This window comes from Pseudomonas sp. NPDC089408 (genome assembly GCF_044749445.1).
Lineage (GTDB): Bacteria > Pseudomonadota > Gammaproteobacteria > Pseudomonadales > Pseudomonadaceae > Aquipseudomonas.
The window spans coordinates 149,091-169,992 of the sequence record NZ_JBIVHY010000012.1 but is presented as its reverse complement, the minus strand read 5'-3'; the positions used below and the strand labels follow the sequence as shown (position 1 = coordinate 169,992).

Annotated in this window: 21 protein-coding genes and 5 tRNA genes; 13 read left to right on the top strand and 13 right to left on the bottom strand. The window is 63.3% G+C overall.

The window, feature by feature from the left end; all coding sequences use genetic code 11:
- Nucleotides 1–121 precede the first annotated feature (121 nt).
- Entirely contained in the window at nucleotides 122–610 is a 489-nt protein-coding gene (locus ACIP02_RS19490; RefSeq protein WP_400619376.1) for a GspH/FimT family pseudopilin, read from the bottom strand.
- Nucleotides 611–720: 110 nt separating this feature from the next.
- Between ACIP02_RS19490 and ACIP02_RS19485 the strand changes: the two genes are divergently transcribed.
- The 5 genes from ACIP02_RS19485 to thiO are packed head-to-tail and all read left to right on the top strand — an operon-like array spanning nucleotide 721 to nucleotide 3,548.
- Nucleotides 721–903, top strand: a complete 183-nt coding sequence (locus ACIP02_RS19485; RefSeq protein WP_400619374.1) for a prepilin-type N-terminal cleavage/methylation domain-containing protein — start codon at nucleotides 721–723, stop codon at nucleotides 901–903.
- The gene (locus tag ACIP02_RS19480) at nucleotides 900–1,544 is read left to right on the top strand and encodes a PilW family protein (RefSeq protein WP_400619371.1); all 645 of its coding nucleotides are present in this window, start codon (nucleotides 900–902) and stop codon (nucleotides 1,542–1,544) included. Before ACIP02_RS19485 ends, ACIP02_RS19480 begins: the two co-directional genes overlap by 4 nt.
- Nucleotides 1,541–2,005 (top strand): hypothetical protein, encoded by a 465-nt coding sequence (locus ACIP02_RS19475; RefSeq protein WP_400619368.1) that lies wholly within the window; start codon nucleotides 1,541–1,543, stop codon nucleotides 2,003–2,005. The genes ACIP02_RS19480 and ACIP02_RS19475 overlap by 4 nt, the downstream gene beginning before the upstream one ends.
- Nucleotide 2,006: 1 nt before the next feature.
- Complete coding sequence (locus ACIP02_RS19470; protein WP_400619367.1) at nucleotides 2,007–2,396, top strand: type IV pilin protein; 390 nt, start codon at nucleotides 2,007–2,009, stop codon at nucleotides 2,394–2,396.
- 54 nt (nucleotides 2,397–2,450) lie between these two features.
- Complete coding sequence (thiO, locus tag ACIP02_RS19465) at nucleotides 2,451–3,548, top strand: glycine oxidase ThiO (RefSeq protein ID WP_400619365.1); 1,098 nt, start codon at nucleotides 2,451–2,453, stop codon at nucleotides 3,546–3,548.
- Between the two features lie 118 nt (nucleotides 3,549–3,666).
- On the opposite strand, the gene ACIP02_RS19460 is transcribed toward thiO, so the two are convergent.
- The 10 genes from ACIP02_RS19460 to ACIP02_RS19415 form a co-directional block, all read right to left on the bottom strand.
- Nucleotides 3,667–5,070 carry an amidase gene (locus ACIP02_RS19460; RefSeq protein ID WP_400619362.1) on the bottom strand — a complete coding sequence of 468 codons (1,404 nt, stop codon included), beginning with the start codon at nucleotides 5,068–5,070 and terminating at the stop codon, nucleotides 3,667–3,669.
- 1 nt (nucleotide 5,071) lies between these two features.
- Nucleotides 5,072–6,349, bottom strand: a complete 1,278-nt coding sequence (locus ACIP02_RS19455) for a Zn-dependent hydrolase (RefSeq protein ID WP_400619361.1) — start codon at nucleotides 6,347–6,349, stop codon at nucleotides 5,072–5,074.
- Nucleotides 6,350–6,484: 135 nt separating this feature from the next.
- Nucleotides 6,485–7,180: an ABC transporter ATP-binding protein gene (locus ACIP02_RS19450; protein ID WP_100774543.1), complete on the bottom strand. Its 696-nt coding sequence runs from the start codon at nucleotides 7,178–7,180 to the stop codon at nucleotides 6,485–6,487.
- Nucleotides 7,180–7,932, bottom strand: coding sequence for an ABC transporter ATP-binding protein (locus tag ACIP02_RS19445; RefSeq protein ID WP_400619359.1), 753 nt, complete (start codon nucleotides 7,930–7,932; stop codon nucleotides 7,180–7,182). Before ACIP02_RS19445 ends, ACIP02_RS19450 begins: the two co-directional genes overlap by 1 nt.
- The gene (locus tag ACIP02_RS19440) at nucleotides 7,932–8,951 is read right to left on the bottom strand and encodes a branched-chain amino acid ABC transporter permease (protein WP_400619356.1); all 1,020 of its coding nucleotides are present in this window, start codon (nucleotides 8,949–8,951) and stop codon (nucleotides 7,932–7,934) included. The genes ACIP02_RS19445 and ACIP02_RS19440 overlap by 1 nt, the downstream gene beginning before the upstream one ends.
- A gap of 1 nt (nucleotide 8,952) precedes the next feature.
- Nucleotides 8,953–9,813 (bottom strand): branched-chain amino acid ABC transporter permease, encoded by an 861-nt coding sequence (locus tag ACIP02_RS19435; RefSeq protein WP_400619353.1) that lies wholly within the window; start codon nucleotides 9,811–9,813, stop codon nucleotides 8,953–8,955.
- Nucleotides 9,814–9,878: 65 nt separating this feature from the next.
- Entirely contained in the window at nucleotides 9,879–11,081 is a 1,203-nt protein-coding gene (locus ACIP02_RS19430) for an ABC transporter substrate-binding protein (RefSeq protein WP_110747695.1), read from the bottom strand.
- A 90-nt stretch (nucleotides 11,082–11,171) separates the two neighbouring features.
- On the bottom strand, nucleotides 11,172–11,936 hold the full coding sequence (locus ACIP02_RS19425) for a FadR/GntR family transcriptional regulator (protein ID WP_400619351.1): 765 nt from the start codon (nucleotides 11,934–11,936) through the stop codon (nucleotides 11,172–11,174).
- Between the two features lie 228 nt (nucleotides 11,937–12,164).
- Complete coding sequence (locus ACIP02_RS19420) at nucleotides 12,165–12,395, bottom strand: PP0621 family protein (protein ID WP_400619349.1); 231 nt, start codon at nucleotides 12,393–12,395, stop codon at nucleotides 12,165–12,167.
- A 94-nt stretch (nucleotides 12,396–12,489) separates the two neighbouring features.
- Complete coding sequence (locus ACIP02_RS19415) at nucleotides 12,490–13,509, bottom strand: outer membrane protein assembly factor BamD (RefSeq protein WP_400619347.1); 1,020 nt, start codon at nucleotides 13,507–13,509, stop codon at nucleotides 12,490–12,492.
- Nucleotides 13,510–13,656: 147 nt separating this feature from the next.
- Here ACIP02_RS19415 and rluD point away from each other — a divergent pair, with 147 nt between their 5' ends.
- From rluD to ACIP02_RS19375, 8 genes are all read left to right on the top strand, one after another.
- Nucleotides 13,657–14,619, top strand: a complete 963-nt coding sequence (gene rluD, locus ACIP02_RS19410) for a 23S rRNA pseudouridine(1911/1915/1917) synthase RluD (protein ID WP_400619344.1) — start codon at nucleotides 13,657–13,659, stop codon at nucleotides 14,617–14,619.
- Entirely contained in the window at nucleotides 14,616–15,356 is a 741-nt protein-coding gene (gene pgeF / locus ACIP02_RS19405) for a peptidoglycan editing factor PgeF (protein WP_400619342.1), read from the top strand. The genes rluD and pgeF overlap by 4 nt, the downstream gene beginning before the upstream one ends.
- A 231-nt stretch (nucleotides 15,357–15,587) precedes the next feature.
- Nucleotides 15,588–18,152 (top strand): ATP-dependent chaperone ClpB, encoded by a 2,565-nt coding sequence (gene clpB / locus ACIP02_RS19400; protein ID WP_400619339.1) that lies wholly within the window; start codon nucleotides 15,588–15,590, stop codon nucleotides 18,150–18,152.
- Nucleotides 18,153–18,638: 486 nt separating this feature from the next.
- Nucleotides 18,639–18,714 (top strand) — tRNA-Asn (locus tag ACIP02_RS19395).
- A 3-nt stretch (nucleotides 18,715–18,717) separates the two neighbouring features.
- Nucleotides 18,718–18,794: transfer RNA gene (locus ACIP02_RS19390), tRNA-Pro, on the top strand.
- A 6-nt stretch (nucleotides 18,795–18,800) separates the two neighbouring features.
- Nucleotides 18,801–18,876 (top strand) — tRNA-Lys (locus tag ACIP02_RS19385).
- A 47-nt stretch (nucleotides 18,877–18,923) separates the two neighbouring features.
- Nucleotides 18,924–19,000: transfer RNA gene (locus ACIP02_RS19380), tRNA-Pro, on the top strand.
- 5 nt (nucleotides 19,001–19,005) lie between these two features.
- Nucleotides 19,006–19,081, top strand: a tRNA-Lys gene (locus ACIP02_RS19375).
- Nucleotides 19,082–19,276: 195 nt separating this feature from the next.
- Here ACIP02_RS19375 and ACIP02_RS19370 read toward each other — a convergent pair.
- Both ACIP02_RS19370 and ACIP02_RS19365 read right to left on the bottom strand, forming a co-directional pair.
- Nucleotides 19,277–20,572 (bottom strand): NAD(P)/FAD-dependent oxidoreductase, encoded by a 1,296-nt coding sequence (locus tag ACIP02_RS19370; RefSeq protein WP_400619336.1) that lies wholly within the window; start codon nucleotides 20,570–20,572, stop codon nucleotides 19,277–19,279.
- 84 nt (nucleotides 20,573–20,656) lie between these two features.
- Entirely contained in the window at nucleotides 20,657–20,830 is a 174-nt protein-coding gene (locus ACIP02_RS19365) for a DUF3094 family protein (protein WP_033744188.1), read from the bottom strand.
- Between the last annotated feature and the right edge of the window lie 72 nt (nucleotides 20,831–20,902).

Here is a 20,902-nt window from a genome sequence, read left to right as displayed (position 1 = left end):
AGGAGCGGCCTTGCGTCGCGATGGGCCGCACAGCGGCCCCAGGATTTTCGCGTCAAAGCTGAGATTGCCGGGGCCGCTTTGCGGCCCATCGCGACGCAAGGCCGCTCCTACAATGACCGCGTCAGCCGGGGCACCGGTTATTATCTCGGCTCTCTGTGAGCAGATTGACCCTTCCGGTCGATGCCATCACCACTCGATAGCGGCTGGTGGCAGATGACCGCTCGCACACTTCCAGACTAAACGAGAACCAACTGTTAGCCAGGTTCATCGGTACCCCCTGTGCACTGAACTTGAATTGCTCGCCTTTACTGCTGGTGATTTTCAGCGGCCGTGCCAACCGCTGCTCACGCAACACCTGCCGGTTATGCTCCAGCTCCACCCGCCAACCATTCCCCCAGTTACCGTCCAACGCCTGCACCAGCACCGGCTGCCCTTGCAATAGCGCATGGCTGCGTGCACTGCGCAGGGCCTGGGCCAAGTCACGCGCCGCTGCCGCCCTGTGCAGGTCATCGCTCATCCTGGCGTAGGCCGGCATGCCGAGCTGTGTCAGCAACATCGCCACGGCCAAGGCCGACAACATTTGTATCAGTGTTACGCCGCGTTGCTTCACCGTGCATTCCGCCCTGGAAGTGCTTGGCTAATAGCTTCGTGGTCGCTGGGCAAGAGGTCCAGTCGCCCGAGTTCAAGGCCATTGCGGGAAAAGTCGCAGGAGGTGCAGGGATGCAGGCAAGGCAACGGGGCATGACGCTCCTGGAAGTGTTGTTGGCGGTGGTGGTTGTGGCCGTGGGCATGTTCGCAGCGGCGGGGTTGCAGTTGAAGGCCCTGCAGGCGGTGGACAGCGCGCGCCGCGATGGGCAGGCGGCAATGGCGGTGCACAGTGAGCATGAGCGGGGGCGCCGATGAGGCGCGTTCAACGTGGTTTCGGCTTGCTTGAGCTGATGCTGGCGCTGGCTATTGGGTTGATGCTGCTGGCGGTGGCTAGTCAGCTGTTTACAGCTGCTCACCAGACCTGGCGCCTGCAAAGTACTGCGCTACGCATGCAGGATGAAGCGCGGCAGGCATTGCTGCGTATGGCCCAGGATATCCGCATGGCCGGGATGTTTGGTTGCTTGCGGATCGAGCCTGATGACTTCAAAGACCCGGTGGCACGGCAGGCATTCGACCAGCCGCTGGAAGTTAACACCACCAGCCTCAGCCTGGTCGTGGCGGAGTTGCCAGGACAAGCCGGCGCGCCTGAATGGTTTGTGCAAACGGACTGCAACATGAAAGTGCTCGTACAAAAAGTACGGGATGAGCGCTACCCCTTTGCATATCCCATTAGTCGGTACGTCTATCAGCTCAAGGACAATGGGCTGAAGTTCAAGCGAGGTACAAGCAACCCACAACCCCTGGTCGAGAATGTGCGAGAGCTGCGTTTTGAGCGTGTGCAAATGCCCCAAGGGGAGCGGGTAGATATCGCGCTGACGTTGTATGAGCCCACACTCAAGGTCGAACAGCGCCATGAAGTGAGCGTGGCGCTGCGCAATGCGGTGCCTGCGTCATGAAGCGCCAGCGAGGTGTCGTGATGCTGTTGGCGTTGGTGCTGAGCCTGCTGCTCGGCTTGCTGACTGCCTCGGCCCTGCGTGATGCCCTGGTGGAAACGCGAATGGCCGGCTACGTGCGCGATGGTCTGCTGGCACTCGAAGAAGCTGAGGCAACGTTGCACGCAGGGGTGGGTGAGCTCAAGCGGGCACCTCCTGAGCCGTGTACCGGGTGCCTGCCGCCAGCTCGACCGCACGATCTGGCCGAGCAGTGGCAAGGCACGCAGAGTGGTTATTTCTACCTGCAGAATCTTGGCACGAGTAAGCGTGCCGCGCACATGCCCGACGGGCAGCCGGTCACCCTGTTCCGGGTAACCGCTGTCAGCAAGCAACTCCAGTCACGACATGCACTGGAAGCGGTCTACGCCGTGGCCAACGGCACAACCCGACGTATCAGCTGGCGGCAAAGATTGCGAGGAGACTGACATGCAGCAAGGCTTGAGCCTGATCGAGTTGTTGATTGTGCTGGCCGTGACCGGCATTCTGGCAGCCATTGCCTACCCCAGTTACAGCGACCAGCTTCGGCGAGCCGCGCGCAGCGAAGTGGTTGGCCTGCTGCATGATGCCGCCCTGCGCCTGGAGCGCCACCGCGTTCGCACCGGCCAATACGCCGAGGGCGACCCGGCATTGCCCGACGGTACCCGCTACTACAGCCTGCAGGCCCAACGCGACAGCGACACCTTCACGCTGCGCGCGCGGCGGCTGCCGCATGGGCTGATGGCGCAGGATGGCTGTGGCGATTTCCAGCTCGACCAGGCCGGCGTGCAGCGCAATCCGGGTGCCGCTGAACATGGCGCGCACTGCTGGGGAAGCTGAAGGTTGAATGGTGCCCGGTGCATCGCGGTTTTACTTCAGGTGTTGGATCGACAGATGAGCAAGCAAGTAGTGGTGGTCGGCGGCGGGGTGATCGGCCTGCTGACCGCGTTCAACCTGGCGGCCAAGGTCGGCCAGGTGCTGGTGTGTGATCAGGGCGAGGTCGGCCGCGAGTCGTCCTGGGCCGGCGGCGGTATCGTCTCGCCATTGTACCCATGGCGCTATAGCCCGGCAGTAACTGCCCTGGCGCACTGGTCGCAGGACTTTTATCCACAGCTGGGCGAGCGCTTGTTCGCCAGCACCGGCGTCGACCCCGAAGTGCACACCACTGGCCTGTACTGGCTGGACCTGGACGACGAAGCCGAAGCGCTGGCCTGGGCGAAGCGCGAGCAGCGGCCGTTGAGTGCCGTGGATATCTCGGCAGCCTATGACGCGGTGCCGGTGCTGGGCCCGGGTTTCAAGCGCGCCATCTACATGGCGGGTGTGGCCAATGTGCGCAACCCGCGCCTGGTGAAGGCGCTGAAGGCGGCGCTGCTGGCGCTGCCTAATGTGACACTGCGCGAACATTGCCAGATCACCGGCTTTGCCCAGCAGGGCGGGCGGGTGACCGGCGTGCAGACGGCCGACGGCGTGCTGGCAGCGGATGAGGTGGTGCTCAGTGCTGGCGCCTGGAGCGGCGACCTGTTGCATACGCTTGGTTTGGAGCTGCCGGTGGAGCCGGTGAAGGGGCAGATGATTCTGTTCAAGTGTGCCGAAGACTTTCTGCCGAGCATGGTGCTGGCCAAGGGGCGCTATGCGATTCCGCGGCGTGATGGGCACATTCTGGTGGGCAGTACGCTGGAGCATGCCGGGTATGACAAGACCCCGACCGGGGATGCGCTGGAGAGCCTGAAGGCTTCGGCGGTGGAGTTATTGCCTGAGCTGGAAGGGGCCACGGTGGTGGGGCACTGGGCCGGGCTGCGACCGGGGTCGCCGGAGGGTATTCCGTACATTGGGCCGGTGCCAGGGCTTGCGGGGTTGTGGCTGAACTGCGGGCATTACCGTAACGGGTTGGTGCTGGCGCCGGCTTCGTGCCAGCTGTTTACCGATTTACTGACCGGTGCCGAGCCGATCATTGACCCGGCGCCGTATGCGCCAGCCGGGCGTTTGGGCTGAGTCTGCCGGGGCCGCTGTGCGGCCCTATCGCGACACAAGGCCGCTCCTACAAGGAGTGCGCGATCCCCTGTAGGAGCGGCCTTGTGTCGCGATAGGGCTGCAAAGCAGCCCCAGAATGTCAACGCGGTGCCTGCAGGTGCCGGCTTGGGTAATGCTGTTCATACACCTTGCACACCCGCAGCACCTGCTGATCGGCGAAGCGCCCGGCCACCACCTGCAGCCCAACCGGCAACCCTTCGCGGGTAAACCCGCAAGGCACTGAAGCCGCCGGTTGCTGGGTGAGGTTGAACGGGTAGCTGAACGGCGTCCACTCCATCCACTGCGCCATGCCAGACCCCGGCGGCACGTTATGCCCGGCCTCGAACGCCACCAATGGCAGCATCGGCGACACCAGCACGTCATAGCGCTGGTGGAAGGCATTCATCTTTGCAATCAACTCCGCCCGTGCCTCCAGCGCCTGGGTGTATTCACTCAAGCTGATCTGTGCGCCTTGTTCGGCAATCCAGCGCAACCCGGGGTCCAGCAATGCCTGCTGTTCATCGCTCAACGCACTGGCCAGCCGCGCTGCGCCGGCAAACCACAGGGTATTGAAGGTTTCCAGCGGGTCGCTGAAGCCCGGGTCCACTTCCTCCACCTGCGCACCGAGCCGCACCAGGCGCTGTACTGCTTGCGCCACCAGCGCCTGGATCTGCGGGTCGACCTGCACGTAACCAAAATTGGCGCTGTAGGCGATACGCAGGCCGCTGAGGTCTGGCTGCTGGCCCAACCACGGGGCCTGTCGTGGCGCACCGGCCAACCCGTCACGTGGATCGGGGCGGGCCACACAGTCGAGCATCAATACCGAGTCGTCTACGGTGCGCGTCATTGGCCCCAGGTGCGACAACACGGTCATGGCACTGGCCGGCCACTGCGGTACATAGCCAAATGTCGGCTTGATGCCGAACGTGCCGGTAAAGGCGCACGGGATGCGAATCGAGCCACCGGCATCGCTGCCCTGGTGCAGCACGCCCAGGTTCAGCGCGGCGGCTGCCGCTGCACCGCCAGACGAACCACCGGCGGTCAGCCGGGTATCCCAGGGGTTGCGGGTAATGCCATACAGCGGGTTGTCGGTGACCCCCTTCCAGCCGAACTCCGGGGTGGTGGTCTTGCCCACCAGCACCGCGCCGGCTTCGCGCATGAAGGCAGTGAAGGGCGCATCAACCTCCCATGGGCCTGCGCCCGAGGTCGTACGCGAGCCTTTGCGGGTGGGCATGCCACGGGTCAGGGTCAGGTCCTTGATCGAGGCGGGCACGCCGTCCAGCCGGCCGCAGGGTTCGCCACGTTGCCAGCGCTGCTCGCTGGCACGGGCGGCGGCGCGGGCACCTTCGCCGTCGACATGGCAGTAGGCATTGACCGCCGGGTTGTGTAGGTCGATGCGCGCCAGCACGTCGTCGACTACCTCGACAGGTGACAACTGGCGGCGCTGGTACAGCTCGAGCAGTTCGACGGCGGTGAACTCGCCAATCGCGGTTTTCTGGGTCATCTCAACGGGCTCCCGGGTTGGCGGCCTGGAACATGGCGCGCAGCAGCACGTCGCAGCCATCGGCCAGGTCTTGCGGTGCGGCATTCTCGATTTCGTTGTGGCTGATGCCGCCTTCGCATGGCACGAAAATCATCCCGGCCGGGCCCAGCTCGGCGAGGAAGATCGCATCGTGGCCGGCGCCGCTGACGATATCCATGTGGCTCAGGCCCAGCGCGCGTGCGCCCTGGCGCACGGCGTCAACGCACTGTTCGGCGAAGTACAGCGGCGGGAAGTCGGCGGTCGGCGTCAGTTGATAGCTCAGCCCGTGCTTCGCGCTGGCGGACTCGATGGCCGCGCGCACTTCGCTGACCATCGCCGCGAGGTGTTCGGGATCGAGGTGGCGCAGGTCGATGGTCATGTGTACCTGGCCGGGGATAACGTTGCGCGAGCCCGGGTGCAGGGTCAGGCAGCCGACCGTACCGCAGGCATGCGGCTGGTGGGCGTGGGCCACGCGGTTGACCGCCGCCACCACTTCGGCAGCACCGACCAGGGCGTCCTTGCGCAGGTGCATGGGGGTGGGGCCGGCATGCGCCTCCACGCCGGTCAGCACCAGGTCGAACCATTTCTGCCCCAGGCAGCCCTGGACCACACCGATGGTGGTGCGTTGGTCTTCCAGCACCGGGCCTTGCTCGATGTGGGCTTCAAAGTAGGCGCCGACGGCATGGCCGGTGGGCACGCGCGGGCCGGCGTAGCCGATGCGCTGCAGCTCGGCGCCGACCGACAGGCCCTGGTCGTCGACCTTGTCCAGGGTCTCCTGCAGGCCGAACTTACCGGCGAACACGCCAGAGCCCATCATGCACGGCGGGAAGCGCGAGCCTTCTTCATTGGTCCACACCACCACTTCCAGTGGCGCTTCGGTGGTCAGGTTCAGGTCATTAAGGGTGCGGATCACTTCGAGGCCGGCCATGACCCCGTAGCAGCCATCGAACTTGCCGCCGGTGGGCTGGGTGTCGATATGGCTGCCGGTCATCACCGGCGGCAGGGCAGGGTTGCGGCCGGGGCGGCGGGCGAAGATGTTGCCGATGGCGTCGATGCTGACGGTGCAGCCGGCTTCTTCGCACCAGCGCACGAACAGGTCGCGGGCCTGGCGGTCGAGGTCGGTCAGGGCCAGGCGGCACACACCGCCCTTGGCGGTGGCGCCGAGGCGGGCCAGGTCCATCAGTGATTGCCAGAGGCGTTCGCGGCTGACCAGAGGGCCTTGGCCTAGCAGGTGCTGCGTGGGATCGATGCGGGTGTTCATGGTTCATCTCTCCTGAAAGTACTGGGTTGCTTGTGCTGGCCCTTTCGCGGGTAAACCCGCTCCTACAGGGTGGTGATACCGTTGTAGGAGCGGGTTTACCCGCGAATAGGCCGGCACAGGAAAACGAGGTCTCTATCAGGCGCTAAGCGCCAGATACCGGTTCTTGATACTCGGGTCTTCCCGGAACTGCGCCGCACTGCCCTGATAGGCAACCCGGCCCTGCTCCAGCACGTAATGGCGGTCAGCCAGGGCATCGCAGACCATCAGGTTCTGCTCCACCAGTAAAATCGACAGGCCTTCGTCCTTGATCCGCCGCAGAATCTTCACCAGCTCATCAACAATCACCGGCGCCAAACCTTCAGTCGGTTCATCGAGGATCAGCAGCTTGGGCCCGTTGAGCAGCGCGCGGGCGATGGCCAACATCTGCTGCTCACCACCGGACAGCGCGAAGCCACCGTTACGGCGCCGCTCCTTCAGCCGTGGGAACATGCTGTACACATCCTCCAGCTGCCAGCGGCTGGTCTTGCGCACGGCAATCTTCAGGTTTTCCTCGACGCTGAGCTGGCGGAAGATGCCGCGATGTTCCGGTACCAAGGCAATGCCCTGCCGGGCAATGTCGAAGATTTCTCGGCCAACCAGCTGCTGGCCGTTGAAGCTGATCTGCCCCTGCCGGGGGCGGACGATGCCGAGGATGCTGCGCAAGGTGGTGGTCTTGCCGGCACCGTTGCGGCCCAGCAGGGTCACCAGTTCACCAGCCTCGACCTTGAGCGAGACGCCTTCGAGCACGTGGCTCTTGTCGTAGTAGGAGTGGATCGAATCGACGTTGAGCATCAGGCGGCCTCTCCAAGGTAGGCGGTGCGCACGCGTTCATCGTTGCGCACCTGTTCAGGGGTACCCTCGACCAGGATCTGGCCGTGGCTCATCACCGTGATGCGCTGGCTGATCGACATGACGATGCTCATGTTGTGCTCGATCAGCAGCACGGTGTGGTCGCGGCCCAGGTCGCTGATCAGCGCGGTCATGACCGGGATGTCATCGATGCCCATGCCCGAGGTGGGCTCGTCGAGCATCAGCAAGGTGGGCTTGGCGCAGATCGACATGCCCACTTCCAGCACCCGCTGCTGGCCGTGCGACAGCTCGCCGGCCAGGGTCTCGGCACGGCCGGTCAGCTTCAGGCGTTCCAGCACCTGGTCGGCGGTGTCCCAGTGGCTGCGCTTGTGCTCGACGCTGCGCCAGAAGTTCAGCGCACCCAGGCCATCGCGGCCTTGGGCCGCCAGGCGCAGGTTCTCGCGCACCGACAGGTTCTGGAACAGACTGGTGAGCTGGAACGAACGCGCCATGCCCAGCGCTACACGCCCGTGGGACGGCTTGCGGATGATGTCCTGACCGTTGAACAGGATCTTGCCTGCCGTGGCCTGGCGCTCGCCGGTCAGGCAGTGGAACAGGCTGGTCTTGCCGGCGCCGTTGGGGCCGATGACGGTGTGGATGGTGCCGGCGCGCACTTTCAGGTCTACGCCGGCGACGGCCTTGAACGGCCCGTAGGCCAGTTCCAGCTGGCGGGTTTCCAGCAGGTAGTCGCTCATCACAGGGTCTCCTTGGTCTTGGCCTGGGGTTTGTCATTGGCATTGCGGCTGACCAGCAGGCGCTTGCCAAGGTCGGCCAGGCCGCCCCACAGACCGCCGCGCATGAACACCACCACCAGAATCAGGATCACCCCCAGCAGCATCAGCCAGCGTGGCCACAGCTCCGACAGCACGTCGCCCAGCAGCACGATGGCGCCAGCCCCCAGCAGCGAGCCGAACAGCGAGCCGGTGCCGCCGACGATGGTCATGATCAGGATGTTCTCGCTCATCATCAGGTCGATGTTCGACAGCGGCGCAAAGTGCAGCAGCATGGCGTACAGCGCCCCGGCGATACCGGTGATGGCGCCCGACAGCATGAACACCAGGATCTTGAAGTGGCGGGTGTCGTAGCCGATGGCGGCGGCGCGTGTCTCGTTTTCGCGAATGGCCAGCAGGGTGCTGCCGAACGGCGAACGGATCACCCGCAGGGCGCCGGCGAAGATCAGCAGGAACAGCACGGCGACGAACACGTAGAAGTGCCGCGGGTCGGCCAGGTCGACCAGCACATGGCCGGCGATTTCGATATTTGGCCGGGGTACGTCGAGCAGGCCGTTGTCACCGCCGGTCCAGCCGCTGAGGGTATAGGCCAGGAAGTAGGCCATCTGGCTGAAGGCCAGGGTCAGCATGACGAAGTAGATGCCCGTGCGGCGGATCGCCAGGGCGCCCACCAGCAGCGCCAGGAAGGCGCCGAACACCGCTGCACCCAGCAGTGCGGCGAACATGCCCCACTGCAGGTGAATCATCAGCAGCGCCGCGCCATAAGCGCCCACGCCAAAGAAGATGCCTTGGCCGAACGACAGCAGGCCGGTGTAGCCCAGCAGCAGGTTGCAGGCCAGCGCGGCCAGGGCAAAGATCAGGATCTCGGTGGCCAGGGTGGCCGAAGGCAACAGCAGCGGCAGCGCCACCAGGCTGGCGACCACCAGCAACAGCAGCGCCGGGGCGCGCCCCTTGGCGACGGGTATTGGATTTTTCTCGCTCATCTCACGCTCTCCCGAACAGGCCATAGGGACGGACCAGGATCACCGCGGCCATGGCGCCGTAGATCATCAGGCTGGCGCCTTGCGGCCAGAGGCTGGTCATCATGCTTTGCACCACACCCACCAGCAGGCCGCCGACCAGTGCGCCGCCGAACGAGCCCATGCCACCGATCACCACCACCACGAAGGCGATGCCGAGGATTTCCGGGCCGACGAACGGCTGGGCGCCCCGTAGCGGTGCAAACAGCACACCGGCCACGCCAGCCAGGCCTACGCCCAGGGCGAAGGTCAGCGAGAACAGGCGGAAGATATTGGTACCCAGCAGCGACACGGTTTCGGTGCTCTCGCTGCCGGCCCGCACCAGCGCGCCAAAGCGGGTGCGCTCCAGCAGCAGCCACAGGCCAAGGCCGATCAGTGCGGCGAAACCGATCAGGAACAGGCGGTAGTAGGGGTAGATGAAGTCACCGAGGATCAGCACCCCGCGCAACTCCGGCGGTACGGCGATGCTCTTGCCCACCGGGCCCCAGATCAGTACCGAGGCTTCCTGAATGATCAGCGCGATGCCAAGGGTGACGAGGATCTGGAAGGTATGCGGCAGGTGGTAGATACGCTTGATCAACAAGCGCTCGACCGCCCAGGCCAGCGCAGCCACCACCAGCGGTGCAATCAGCAGCGCCAGCCAGAAGTTGCCGGTGAGGGCCACGGCGGTGTAGCACAGGTAGGCACCCAGCAAAAAGAACGCGCCGTGGGCGAAGTTTACGAAGTTCAACAGGCCGAAAATGATCGTCAGGCCCACGGCGATGAGGAAGTAGATCATCCCCAGGCCCAGGCCGTTGAGCAGTTGGAACAGGTACAAATCGAGCATGAGCGTGCCCTCGACAGCGCGCGGCGCGGCTGCCTGTACGAGTGTGTGTGACTAACGCCGCGGCTTCAGGCCAGGGCGCAACCGGTGTGGTCGACCTCGACGAACGAACGGCCCGAGCTGATGATTTCGGCCAGGTCGTCTTCGTCGCGCATCTGCCCCTGGGGCTTGCCGCGCAGCAGGTAATAGTCCTTGAGCACCTGGTGGTCGCCCGGGCGGATCAGCTCTTCACCAGTCGGGCCTTGGAAGCGCATGCCCTGCAACGCCGCAGACACGGCGGCGCCGTCCAGGCTGCCTGCCTTGACGATGGCTTCGAGCATGACCTTGGTGCCGATGTAGTCGGCGGCCAGCGGGTAGTTGGGGTTGATGCCATAAGCCTTGCGAGTCGCAGCCACCAGTTGCTTGTTCAGCGGGGTATCGACCTGGTGCCAGTACTGCGCGCCCAGGTACACGCCTTCGAGCACATCGCTGCCCAGCTCCTGGAACTGGTCGAGGCCGGCTGACCACACCATCAGCACTTTCATGCGGTCCTTGATGCCGAAGTTGACCGCCTGGCGTAGGGCGTTGGAGGCCTGGCTGCCGAAGTTGAGCAGCACCAGCACGTCGGGTTTGGCGGCGATGGCGTTGGTCAGGTAGCCAGAGAACTCCTGCTCCTGCAACGAGTGGTAACTGTTGCCGATGTGTTCCACACCCAGCTCGGCGAACACCTTGCGGGCGTTGTCCAGCAGGGCATCGCCGAACACGTATTGTGGGGTGATGGTGTACCAGCGCTTGGCCTGCGGCAGCTGGCGGATCATCGGCACCAGGGTTTCGCGGATGGCGCCATAGGTGGGCACGGACCAGCGGAAAGTCGAAGCGTTGCAGTCTTTACCGGTGATCTCGTCAGCGCCGACCGGGGTCATGAACACGCCGCCGGCCTTGTGGATTTCCTTCGACACCGCCAGCGCCGAGGACGACAGGGTGCAGCCCTGGAAGAAGCGCGCGCCATCCTGGCCGATGGCTTCCTGCACCTTGCGCACGGCCTTGCCGGCGTTGCCTTCGGTGTCGATGACTTTGTACTTGAGTGGCTGGCCAAGCAGCTGCGGGTACTCGGCGATGGCCAGGCGCGAACCCATGTCGGCGTACTTGCCGTAGCTGGCGAAGGCGCCCGACATGGACTTGAGCCCATAGAAGGTCAGCGGTTGGTCGGCGAATGCCCGGTGCGCTCCCAGCGGGAGGCTACCTAAGGCACCCAGGGCAAGGCCTGCCTTGAGCAGGGTACGTCTTTGCATGAGTAACTCCTTGGTTGTGGTTATTAGGCAGGAGTGGCAATGACAAAGCGGGTACGGCCGGGCCTGTGTGCAGGCCTCTTTCCAGGCGCATCAGTGGTGGTGGTTGAACTCCAGCAGGAAGTTACGGGCAACTTCGCCTTCCAGCGCGGTCATGTGGTGTTCGGCGTCGCACATGTGCTCGTGCATCAGCCGGCGTACGGCGGGCTCGTCGCTGGCGCGCAGCGCGCTCAGCAGCTGCTTGTGGAAGTCGATGTTGGCCGCGGCGAACTGCTGGCGCTTGGGCAGGTAGGCCTTTTTCAGCACCACCAGGTCGCGCAGCAGGTCGTTGAGGAACACCGCCATGAAGCGCAACAACGGGTTGGGGCAGCGGTCGGCCAGCAGGGTATGGAACTCCAGCTCGGCCAGGCGCTGCTCGCGCTGGCCTTCTTCGCTGTCTTCCGGCGCGCTGCAGAAGTCGATGTTGGCTTGCAGTGCGGCGTAGTCGGCGTCGCTCAGCTTGCCCATGACCGACACCGCCAGCTCGACCTCGATGACTTTACGCAGCTGGTACACCTGCTCGCCGTCCAGGTGCTGGAAGTGCAGGTAATTGCGCAGCGCACGGCTGGCCGGCTCGGTGCCGACTTCATTGAGGTAGGCGCCGCCGGTCGGGCCGGTGCGGGTGCTGACCAGGCCCTCGACCTCTAGTGCCTTGAGCGCTTCGCGGGCGGTGCCCTTGGAGCATTCGAAGTGTTCCATGAGCTCGCGTTCGGTGGGCAGCCGGTCACCAGGGTGCAGCGCCTCGGTGACGATCGAGCGCTTGACCGATTCGACGATCACATCGGACAGCTTCTGGCGCTTGCGTTTGGGTTTAAGCATTTCGCTATTTTTCATATTTATGCGGATAAATAGGATTTAGCGAATTTTGCTGGGGTGGGTCAATGCTGGCAGCTGGGGAGGGGTCGTATTTGGTGTGAAAGGGTCGGGGAGGGATAAGAAGAGAAGTGAATCGGCCGCGAACCCTGTGGGAGCGGGTTCACCCGCGAATGCATCGGCAGCTTCAAAATAGCATTCGCGGGTAAACCCGCTCCTACAGGGGATTTGTGTTCAGTTTTGGCGGCCGGGGCCTTGCTGCAGGTGGGCCTGGCTGCAATACCACTCGTTGCCCTGCTGCAGCGCCCGGTCGTTGGGCAGGTGCACGCCGCAATGGGCGCAGCGCACCATTTGCAGCGGTGCGTCGAGCTTCGCCTCGGGGTGCGACTGTTGGCTGGCTTTGAACTTGCGCCACAGCCAGAACGCGGCGGCGATCAGGGCGATCCAGAAAAGTAGGCGAACCATGGTGTCCAGCTTGTCGGTTGAAGAAGCCGATAGTCTAGGACGCGGCCAATAAAAAAGGGAGGCCCAAGGCCTCCCTTTCATGGATCGCTGCGGATCAGTCGAACATGCCAAAGGTCATATAGCTGAACCAGGAGCGGTCCTTCTCGACTTCTTTCGGACCTTCCGGCACGATCGGGTCCCCGTTCTCGTCTTTGGGCAGCAGTTCTTGCGGCATTTCGTCACGTGCGTCCTGGAACTGCTTGACCACGTCCTGGTTGGCGCGGGTTTCACCCGGCGGCAGCGGGGTGTCGGTCTCGATCAGGCCCAGGGTGGCCTTGGACAGCCAGCCGCGGCCATCAGACTCGGTCTGCTTGGGCTGGAACTCGCCATCGGCCAGGCTCGGGTGGTCCGGGTAGTTGAGCTTGAGGGTTTCCAGGCTGCTGGCGGCCAGCTCGTCCAGGTGCATCTTCTGATACGACTCGACCATCACCGCCAGGCCGTCGCCGACCGATGGGGTTTCCTGGAAGTTCTCTACCACGTAGCGGCCACGGTTGGCAGCAGCCACATAAGCCTGGCGGCTCAGGTAGTAGTCGGCCACGTGGATTTCGTACGAGGCCAGCAGGTTGCGCAGGTAGATCATGCGCTGCTTGGCGTCGGGCGCGTAGCGGCTGGTGGGGAAGCGGCTGGTCAGCTGGGCGAACTCGTTGTACGAGTCGCGGGCGGCACCCGGGTCACGCTTGGTCATGTCCAGCGGCAGGAAGCGCGCCAGCAGGCCACGGTCCTGGTCGAACGAGGTCAGGCCCTTGAGGTAGTAGGCGTAGTCAACGTTCGGGTGCTGCGGGTGCAGGCGGATAAAGCGCTCGGCAGCCGACTTGGCAGCCTCAGGCTCGGAGTTCTTGTAGTTGGCGTAGATCAGCTCGAGCTGCGCCTGGTCGGCATAGCGGCCGAACGGGTAGCGCGACTCCAGGGCCTTGAGCTTGTTCACGGCGCTGGTATAGCTGGAATTGTCCAGGTCAGCCTGAGCCTGCTGATACAGTTCGGCCTCGCTGAGGTTCTCGTCAATGACTTCCTTATTGGAGGAACAGGCCGCGGTGAGCCCTAGGATGGCGATCAGCAGCAGGTGTTTCACTTGCATGGCGGCTTGCGTCCCTTTGACGGCCGCTGTTTTGGGCGGTGCCGTCCTGTTATGATGAGCGCCCCGGCCAAGCCCGGGACAAAAGAAGCCGTATTTAACCACAAGCTCGCAGCCGAAACCAAAGGCTGTGCGCCCGCCGAATCGAGCATGTCCGAGATCATTCAACTTAGCGCAGAGGTACCGTCCGAACTGGGCGGCCAACGCCTCGACCAGGTCGCCGCCCAATTGTTCGCCGAGTATTCGCGTTCGCGGCTTACTTCGTGGATCAAAGAGGGCCGCCTGACGGTCGATGGTGCCGTCGTGCGCCCTCGTGACCCTGTCCATGGTGGCTCGCAGCTTATCCTGGAGGCCGAACAAGAGGCCCAGGGTGAGTGGATTGCCGAAGATATCGAGCTGGATATCGTCTACGAAGACGATCACATCCTGGTGATCAACAAGCCTGCCGGGCTGGTTGTGCACCCTGCCGCCGGGCATGCCAGTGGCACCTTGCTGAATGCGCTGCTGCACCACGTGCCAGACATCGTCAACGTACCGCGCGCCGGTATCGTGCACCGCCTGGACAAGGACACCACCGGCCTGATGGTGGTGGCCAAGACCCTGCAGGCGCAGACCAAGCTGGTCGAGCAGATGCAGGCGCGCAAGGTCAGCCGCATCTATGAGTGCATCGTGATCGGCGTGGTCACCGCAGGCGGCAAGATCGACGCCCCGATCGGCCGCCACGGCGGCATGCGCCAGCGCATGGCGGTAACCGACGGCGGCAAGCCGGCGGTCAGCCACTACCGTGTGCTCAAGCGCTTCCGTTCGCACACCCACGTGCGGGTAAAGCTGGAAACCGGCCGGACCCACCAGATTCGCGTGCACATGGCCCACGTTGGTTTCCCGCTGGTCGGCGACCAGACGTACGGCGGGCGCTTCCGCATTCCGCCGGCTGCCAGCCCAACCATGGTCGAGGCGGTGAAAACCTTCCCGCGTCAGGCCCTGCATGCGCGTTTCCTGGCCTTGGCTCACCCGATTACCGGTGAAATCATGAAGTGGGAATCGCCACTGCCAGACGACTTCGTCTGGTTGCTGTCGCTGCTCAACCAGGACCGCGAGAGCTTTATCGGATGAGTGGCCTGACACAGTCGCTGCTGTTCCCCGACTGGCCGGCCCCGGCCTCGGTACGCGCCTGTGTCACCACCCGTCAGGGCGGCGTCAGCCTGCCGCCCTACGAAACCTTCAATCTGGGTGACCATGTAGGCGATGACCCTGCGGCGGTCGCCGAGAACCGTCGCCGCCTGAGCGACGAGTTCGCCATTCAGCCGGCCTGGCTAAAGCAGGTGCATGGGCGGGTGGTGGCGGATGCCGACCCGGCCGTGGTGGCCGAGGCCGACGCCAGCTGGGCTGCCCAGCCGGGTATAGCCTGTACCGTGATGACTGCCGATTGCCTGCCTGCGCTGTTTTGCGACCGCGCGGGTACTCGTGTGGCTGCGGCGCATGCGGGCTGGCGCGGGCTGGCCGGCGGCGTGCTGGAAGCTACGCTAGACCAACTGGCGCTGGCGCCGGAAGACGTGCTGGTGTGGTTGGGGCCGGCGATTGGCCCCAAGGCCTTTGAAGTCGGGCTGGAAGTGCGGGATGCCTTTACTGCTGTTCATCCTGAAGCGGCGCGGGCGTTTGTCGACGGCGAGCGGCCGGGCAAGCTGATCGCTGACATCTACGAGCTGGCGCGTATCCGCCTGGCGGCGCGTGGGGTGACGGCCGTTTATGGTGGTGGCTTCTGCACGGTCAGTGATGAGCGGTTCTTCTCCTATCGGCGTACGCCGCAGGGTGGGCGGTTTGCTTCGCTGGTTTGGCTGGAACCGCTTTAGCCTGTACCGGCCCTTTCGCGGGTGAACCCACTCCTACAAGGGAACGCGAAACCTGTAGGAGCGGGTTCACCCGCGAATGCCCCAGCACTAATCCAACAGGTTGACCCCGGTCAACCCCGCTACGCTTGAATCTTCCAGAATCAGCCTTATCTATAAGGTCATCTCAGGCAGGTTTCTTCATAAACAGGCGCTGTCCATCGCTCCGACCTGCCCTTTAAAGGAAGGTACACCATGCGAATAGACCGTTTGACCAGCAAGCTGCAATTAGCAATATCCGATGCCCAGTCCCTGGCCGTTGGCATGGACCACCCAGCCATCGAGCCCGTGCACCTGATGCAGGCACTGCTTGAACAGCAGGGCGGTTCGATCAAGCCGCTGATGATGCAGGTAGGCTTCGACATCAACAGCCTGCGCCAGGCGCTGGTGAAAGAACTCGATCAGCTGCCGAAAATCCAGAACCCCACCGGTGACGTGAACATGTCGCAGGACTTGGCGCGCCTGCTCAACCAGGCCGACCGCCTGGCCCAGCAGAAGGGCGACCAGTTCATTTCCAGCGAACTGGTGGTGCTGGCCGCCATGGACGAGAACAGCAAGCTCGGCAAGTTGCTGTTGAGCCAGGGCGTGACCAAAAAGGCCCTGGAAAACGCCATCAACAACCTGCGCGGCGGTGAGGCAGTGAATGACCCCAACGCCGAGGAGTCGCGCCAGGCCCTGGACAAGTACACCGTCGACCTGACCAAGCGTGCCGAAGAAGGCAAGCTGGACCCGGTGATCGGCCGTGACGACGAAATCCGCCGTACCGTGCAGGTGCTGCAACGCCGTACCAAGAACAACCCTGTGTTGATCGGTGAGCCTGGCGTGGGTAAAACCGCCATCGCCGAAGGCCTGGCCCAACGCATCATCAACGGCGAAGTGCCCGATGGCCTGAAAGGCAAGCGCCTGCTGGCGCTGGACATGGGCGCGCTGATTGCCGGTGCCAAGTACCGTGGCGAGTTCGAAGAGCGGCTGAAAAGCCTGCTGAACGAGTTGTCCAAGCAGGAAGGCCAGATCATCCTGTTCATCGACGAACTGCACACCATGGTCGGCGCCGGTAAAGGCGAAGGCGCCATGGATGCCGGCAATATGCTCAAGCCGGCCCTGGCCCGTGGCGAACTGCACTGCGTGGGTGCTACCACGCTGAACGAGTACCGCCAGTTCATCGAGAAGGACGCCGCGCTGGAGCGCCGCTTCCAGAAGGTGCTGGTGGAGGAGCCGAGCGAGGAAGACACCATCGCCATCCTGCGTGGCCTGAAAGAGCGCTATGAAGTGCACCACAAGGTGGCCATCACTGACGGTGCCATCATTGCTGCGGCCAAGCTCAGCCACCGCTACATCACTGACCGCCAGCTGCCGGACAAGGCCATCGACCTGATCGACGAAGCGGCCAGCCGCATTCGTATGGAGATCGACTCCAAGCCGGAAGTGCTCGACCGCCTTGATCGCCGCCTGATCCAGCTGAAAGTGGAATCGCAGGCGCTGAAGAAGGAAGAAGACGAAGCGGCGAAAAAACGCCTGGAGAAGCTGACCGAGGAAATCGAGCGGCTGGAGCGTGAGTATTCCGACCTGGAAGAAATCTGGGCATCGGAGAAGGCCGAAGTGCAGGGCTCGGCGCAGATCCAGCAAAAGATCGAGCAGGCCCGCCAGGAGCTAGAAACCGCCCGCCGCAAAGGCGACCTCAGCCGCATGGCCGAGCTGCAGTACGGGGTAATCCCGGACCTGGAGCGCAGCCTGCAGATGGTCGACCAGCACGGCAAGACCGAGAACCAGTTGCTGCGCAACAAGGTGACCGAGGAAGAAATTGCCGAAGTAGTGTCGAAGTGGACCGGTATTCCGGTGGCCAAGATGCTGGAAGGCGAGCGCGAAAAACTGCTGAAGATGGAAGAGCTGCTGCACCAGCGGGTGATCGGCCAGGGCGAGGCAGTGACTGCCGTCGCCAACGCCGTACGCCGTTCGCGTGCCGGGCTGTCCGACCCGAACCGGCCAAGTGGTTCGTTCCTGTTCCTTGGCCCGACCGGTGTGGGCAAGACCGAGCTGTGCAAGGCCCTGGCCGAGTTCCTGTTCGACACCGAAGAGGCGATGGTGCGCATCGACATGTCCGAGTTCATGGAGAAACACTCCGTGGCTCGCCTGATCGGTGCACCACCAGGCTACGTAGGTTATGAAGAGGGCGGTTACCTGACCGAGGCCGTACGGCGCAAGCCTTACTCGGTGGTGCTGCTGGACGAGGTGGAAAAAGCCCACCCGGATGTGTTCAACGTGCTGCTGCAGGTGTTGGAAGATGGCCGCCTGACGGATAGCCACGGGCGCACCGTGGACTTCCGCAACACGGTGATCGTGATGACCTCCAACCTGGGCTCGGCGCAGATTCAGGAACTGGTAGGTGACCGCGAGGCACAGCGTGCGGCAGTGATGGATGCGGTGGGTGCGCACTTCCGTCCTGAGTTCATCAACCGTATCGACGAAGTGGTGGTGTTCGAGCCACTGGGCCGCGAGCAGATTGCCGGCATTACCGAAATCCAGCTGGGCCGCCTGCGCAGCCGCTTTCTGGAGCGCGAACTGTCGCTGAGCCTGAGCCCGGAGGCGTTGGACAAGCTGATTGCCGTGGGTTACGACCCGGTGTACGGCGCACGGCCGCTGAAGCGGGCGATCCAGCGCTGGATCGAAAACCCGCTGGCGCAACTGATTCTGGCAGGCAAGTTCCTGCCGGGTTCGGCGATCACCGCCAAGGTGGAAGGCGACGAAATCGTCTTTGGCTGATTTGCTTCACCATGAGCCCCGCATTTGCGGGGCTTTTTTTTGGGTTTTTCCTGTGCTGGCCTCTTCGCGGCGGTTCGACGCCTCGATGAACCCGCTCCTACAGGTCGGTGTAGATTTTGCGGGCTATGCAATCCCCTGTAGGAGCGGGTTTACCCGCGAAAGGGCCGGCACAGCCCAGCAAATCCGGGCTCTTCAGCTCTACCTGGATAACCCGCTGAAATTTTTGAAATTTTTGCTTGCATCAAAAAACGAGTCCCCCTAATATACGCCGCGTTGTCAGGCACTAAGCGAATCACCAGCAACAACGGTGACCGCAAAACAACTTACAAATCAGTAAGTTGAATGAAAAAAAGTGGTTGACAAGCAAAACGAAGAATGTAGAATAGCCGGCCTCAGCAGCGACAAAGCGAAAGCAGCGAAGCTGAAGAGTCCGAAGCGAACACAGTCTTCGGAGTAGTAAATCGGAAAGTAGTACCGAAGTTCAGTTCCGCGATAGCTCAGTCGGTAGAGCAAATGACTGTTAATCATTGGGTCCCTGGTTCGAGTCCAGGTCGCGGAGCCATCTCGGGGTGTAGCGCAGTCCGGTAGCGCGCCTGCTTTGGGAGCAGGATGTCAGGAGTTCGAATCCCCTCACCCCGACCATTTTCCGGGTCGTTAGCTCAGTTGGTAGAGCAGTTGGCTTTTAACCAATTGGTCGTAGGTTCGAATCCTACACGACCCACCATGTAAAGAAGGGCATCTCAAAGAGATGCCCTTTTTTTTGAAGCACCACGGGGTGTAGCGCAGTCCGGTAGCGCGCCTGCTTTGGGAGCAGGATGTCAGGAGTTCGAATCCCCTCACCCCGACCATTTTTGGGTCGTTAGCTCAGTTGGTAGAGCAGTTGGCTTTTAACCAATTGGTCGTAGGTTCGAATCCTACACGACCCACCATGAACAAAGGGCATCTCGCATGAGATGCCCTTTTTCTTTGCCTCGGTTTTATCCTGGCAGATCTTTGGGCCTGCTTCGCAGGCCTTTCGCGACACAAGGCCGCTCCTACAGGGACCGCGCATGGCACATATTGCGCGATCTGTTGTAGGAGCGGCCTTGTGTCGCGAAAGGGGCGCAAAGCGCCCCCAACAATCTTCAGTGCAACTTCAGGCGCGGCTCAGTACCCCGGCCAATCTTGCTGCCCAGCATCATCAGCGCCGTGCGGAAGAACCCATACAGGGCCATCTGGTGCATGCGGTACAGCGACACATAGAACATCCGCGCCAGCCAGCCTTCCAGCTTCACGCTGCCCATCAGGTTACCCATCAGGTTGCCCACCGCCGAGAAGCGCGACAGCGACACCAGTGAGCCGTAGTCCTTGTACGCGTAGGTCGGCAGCGCCTTGTTCTCCAGCCGCGCTTTCAAGCTCTGCGCCAGCATCGAAGCCTGCTGGTGCGCAGCCTGCGCACGTGGCGGCACGTTGCGGTCGCTACCCGGTTGCGGGCATGCGGCGCAGTCGCCGAAGGCGAAAATGTTGTCATCGCGGGTGGTCTGCAGGGTAGGGCGCACCACCAGCTGGTTGATACGGTTGGTTTCCAGGCCATCGATTTCCTTGAGGAAAGCTGGTGCACGGATACCGGCCGCCCATACCTTCAGGCTGGCCTGGATCACTTCACCGTCCTTGGTTTTCAGGCCATCTTCGGTCACTTCACTGACGGCCGCGTTGGTCAGCACCTTCACGCCAAGTTTTTCCAGGGTCTTGTGCACCGGCACGCTGATGCGCTCCGGCAGCGCCGGCAGTACCCGCGGGCCTGCCTCGATGATGGTGATGTGCATGTCCTTGGGCTGGATGCGGTCCAGGCCATAGGCCGCCAGCTCGTGGGCCGCGTGGTGCAGCTCGGCTGCCAGCTCTACACCGGTGGCACCGGCACCCACAATGGCCACGCTGATCTGCTCGCTGGCCACGTCGCCGGCGTGTGCACGCAGGTAGTGGTTGAGCAGTTGCTGGTGGAAGCGCTCGGCCTGCTTGCGGGTGTCCAGGAACAGGCAGTGCTGCGCCGCGCCCAGGGTGCCGAAGTCGTTGGTGTTGGAGCCCACGGCGATCACCAGGGTGTCGTAGGCCAAGGTGCGCGCAGGCAGCAGCTCGCGGCCCTCTTCGTCGAGGGTGGCGGCCAGCTGGATCTGCTTGCCTTCACGGTCCAGGCCGCTCATGCGCCCCAGCTGGAAGTTGAAGTGGTTCCACTTGGCCTGGGCCACGTAGTTCAGTTCGTCTTCCGAGGAGTTCAGCGAGCCGGCGGCCACTTCGTGCAGCAGCGGCTTCCAGATGTGCGTGAGGTTGGCGTCGACCAGGGTGATTTCGGCCTGCTTGCGCTTGCCCAGGCTTTTACCCAGGCGGGTCGCCAGTTCCAGGCCGCCGGCGCCGCCGCCGACAATCACGATGCGATGAGTCATGGGAATATCTCATAAGGTTTACGGAATTCGTGCCCCTGAGGGGCGGCCGCAAACTGCACGAGGGGAGGGCGAGCGCGAAGCAGCTCATAGCACCAGTCCACTCAGCAGGCGGCTGACGAGACCCAACCCGATGGTCACGGCCACCACCAGCACAAGGAGCAGCCAGGGCCGGAAAGGCCGACGCTCGACTTGGTGCTGGGGGGCGCGCAGATACTCATCGACACGACGCTGATCTTCCGGGTTCAGGCGGCTAGTCATGGTGGGCCTCGTCAGGTAGACGTTTGTGATCGCGCGAAGGCTACAGCGTTCGCGCAAGCGCTTGAAACAAAT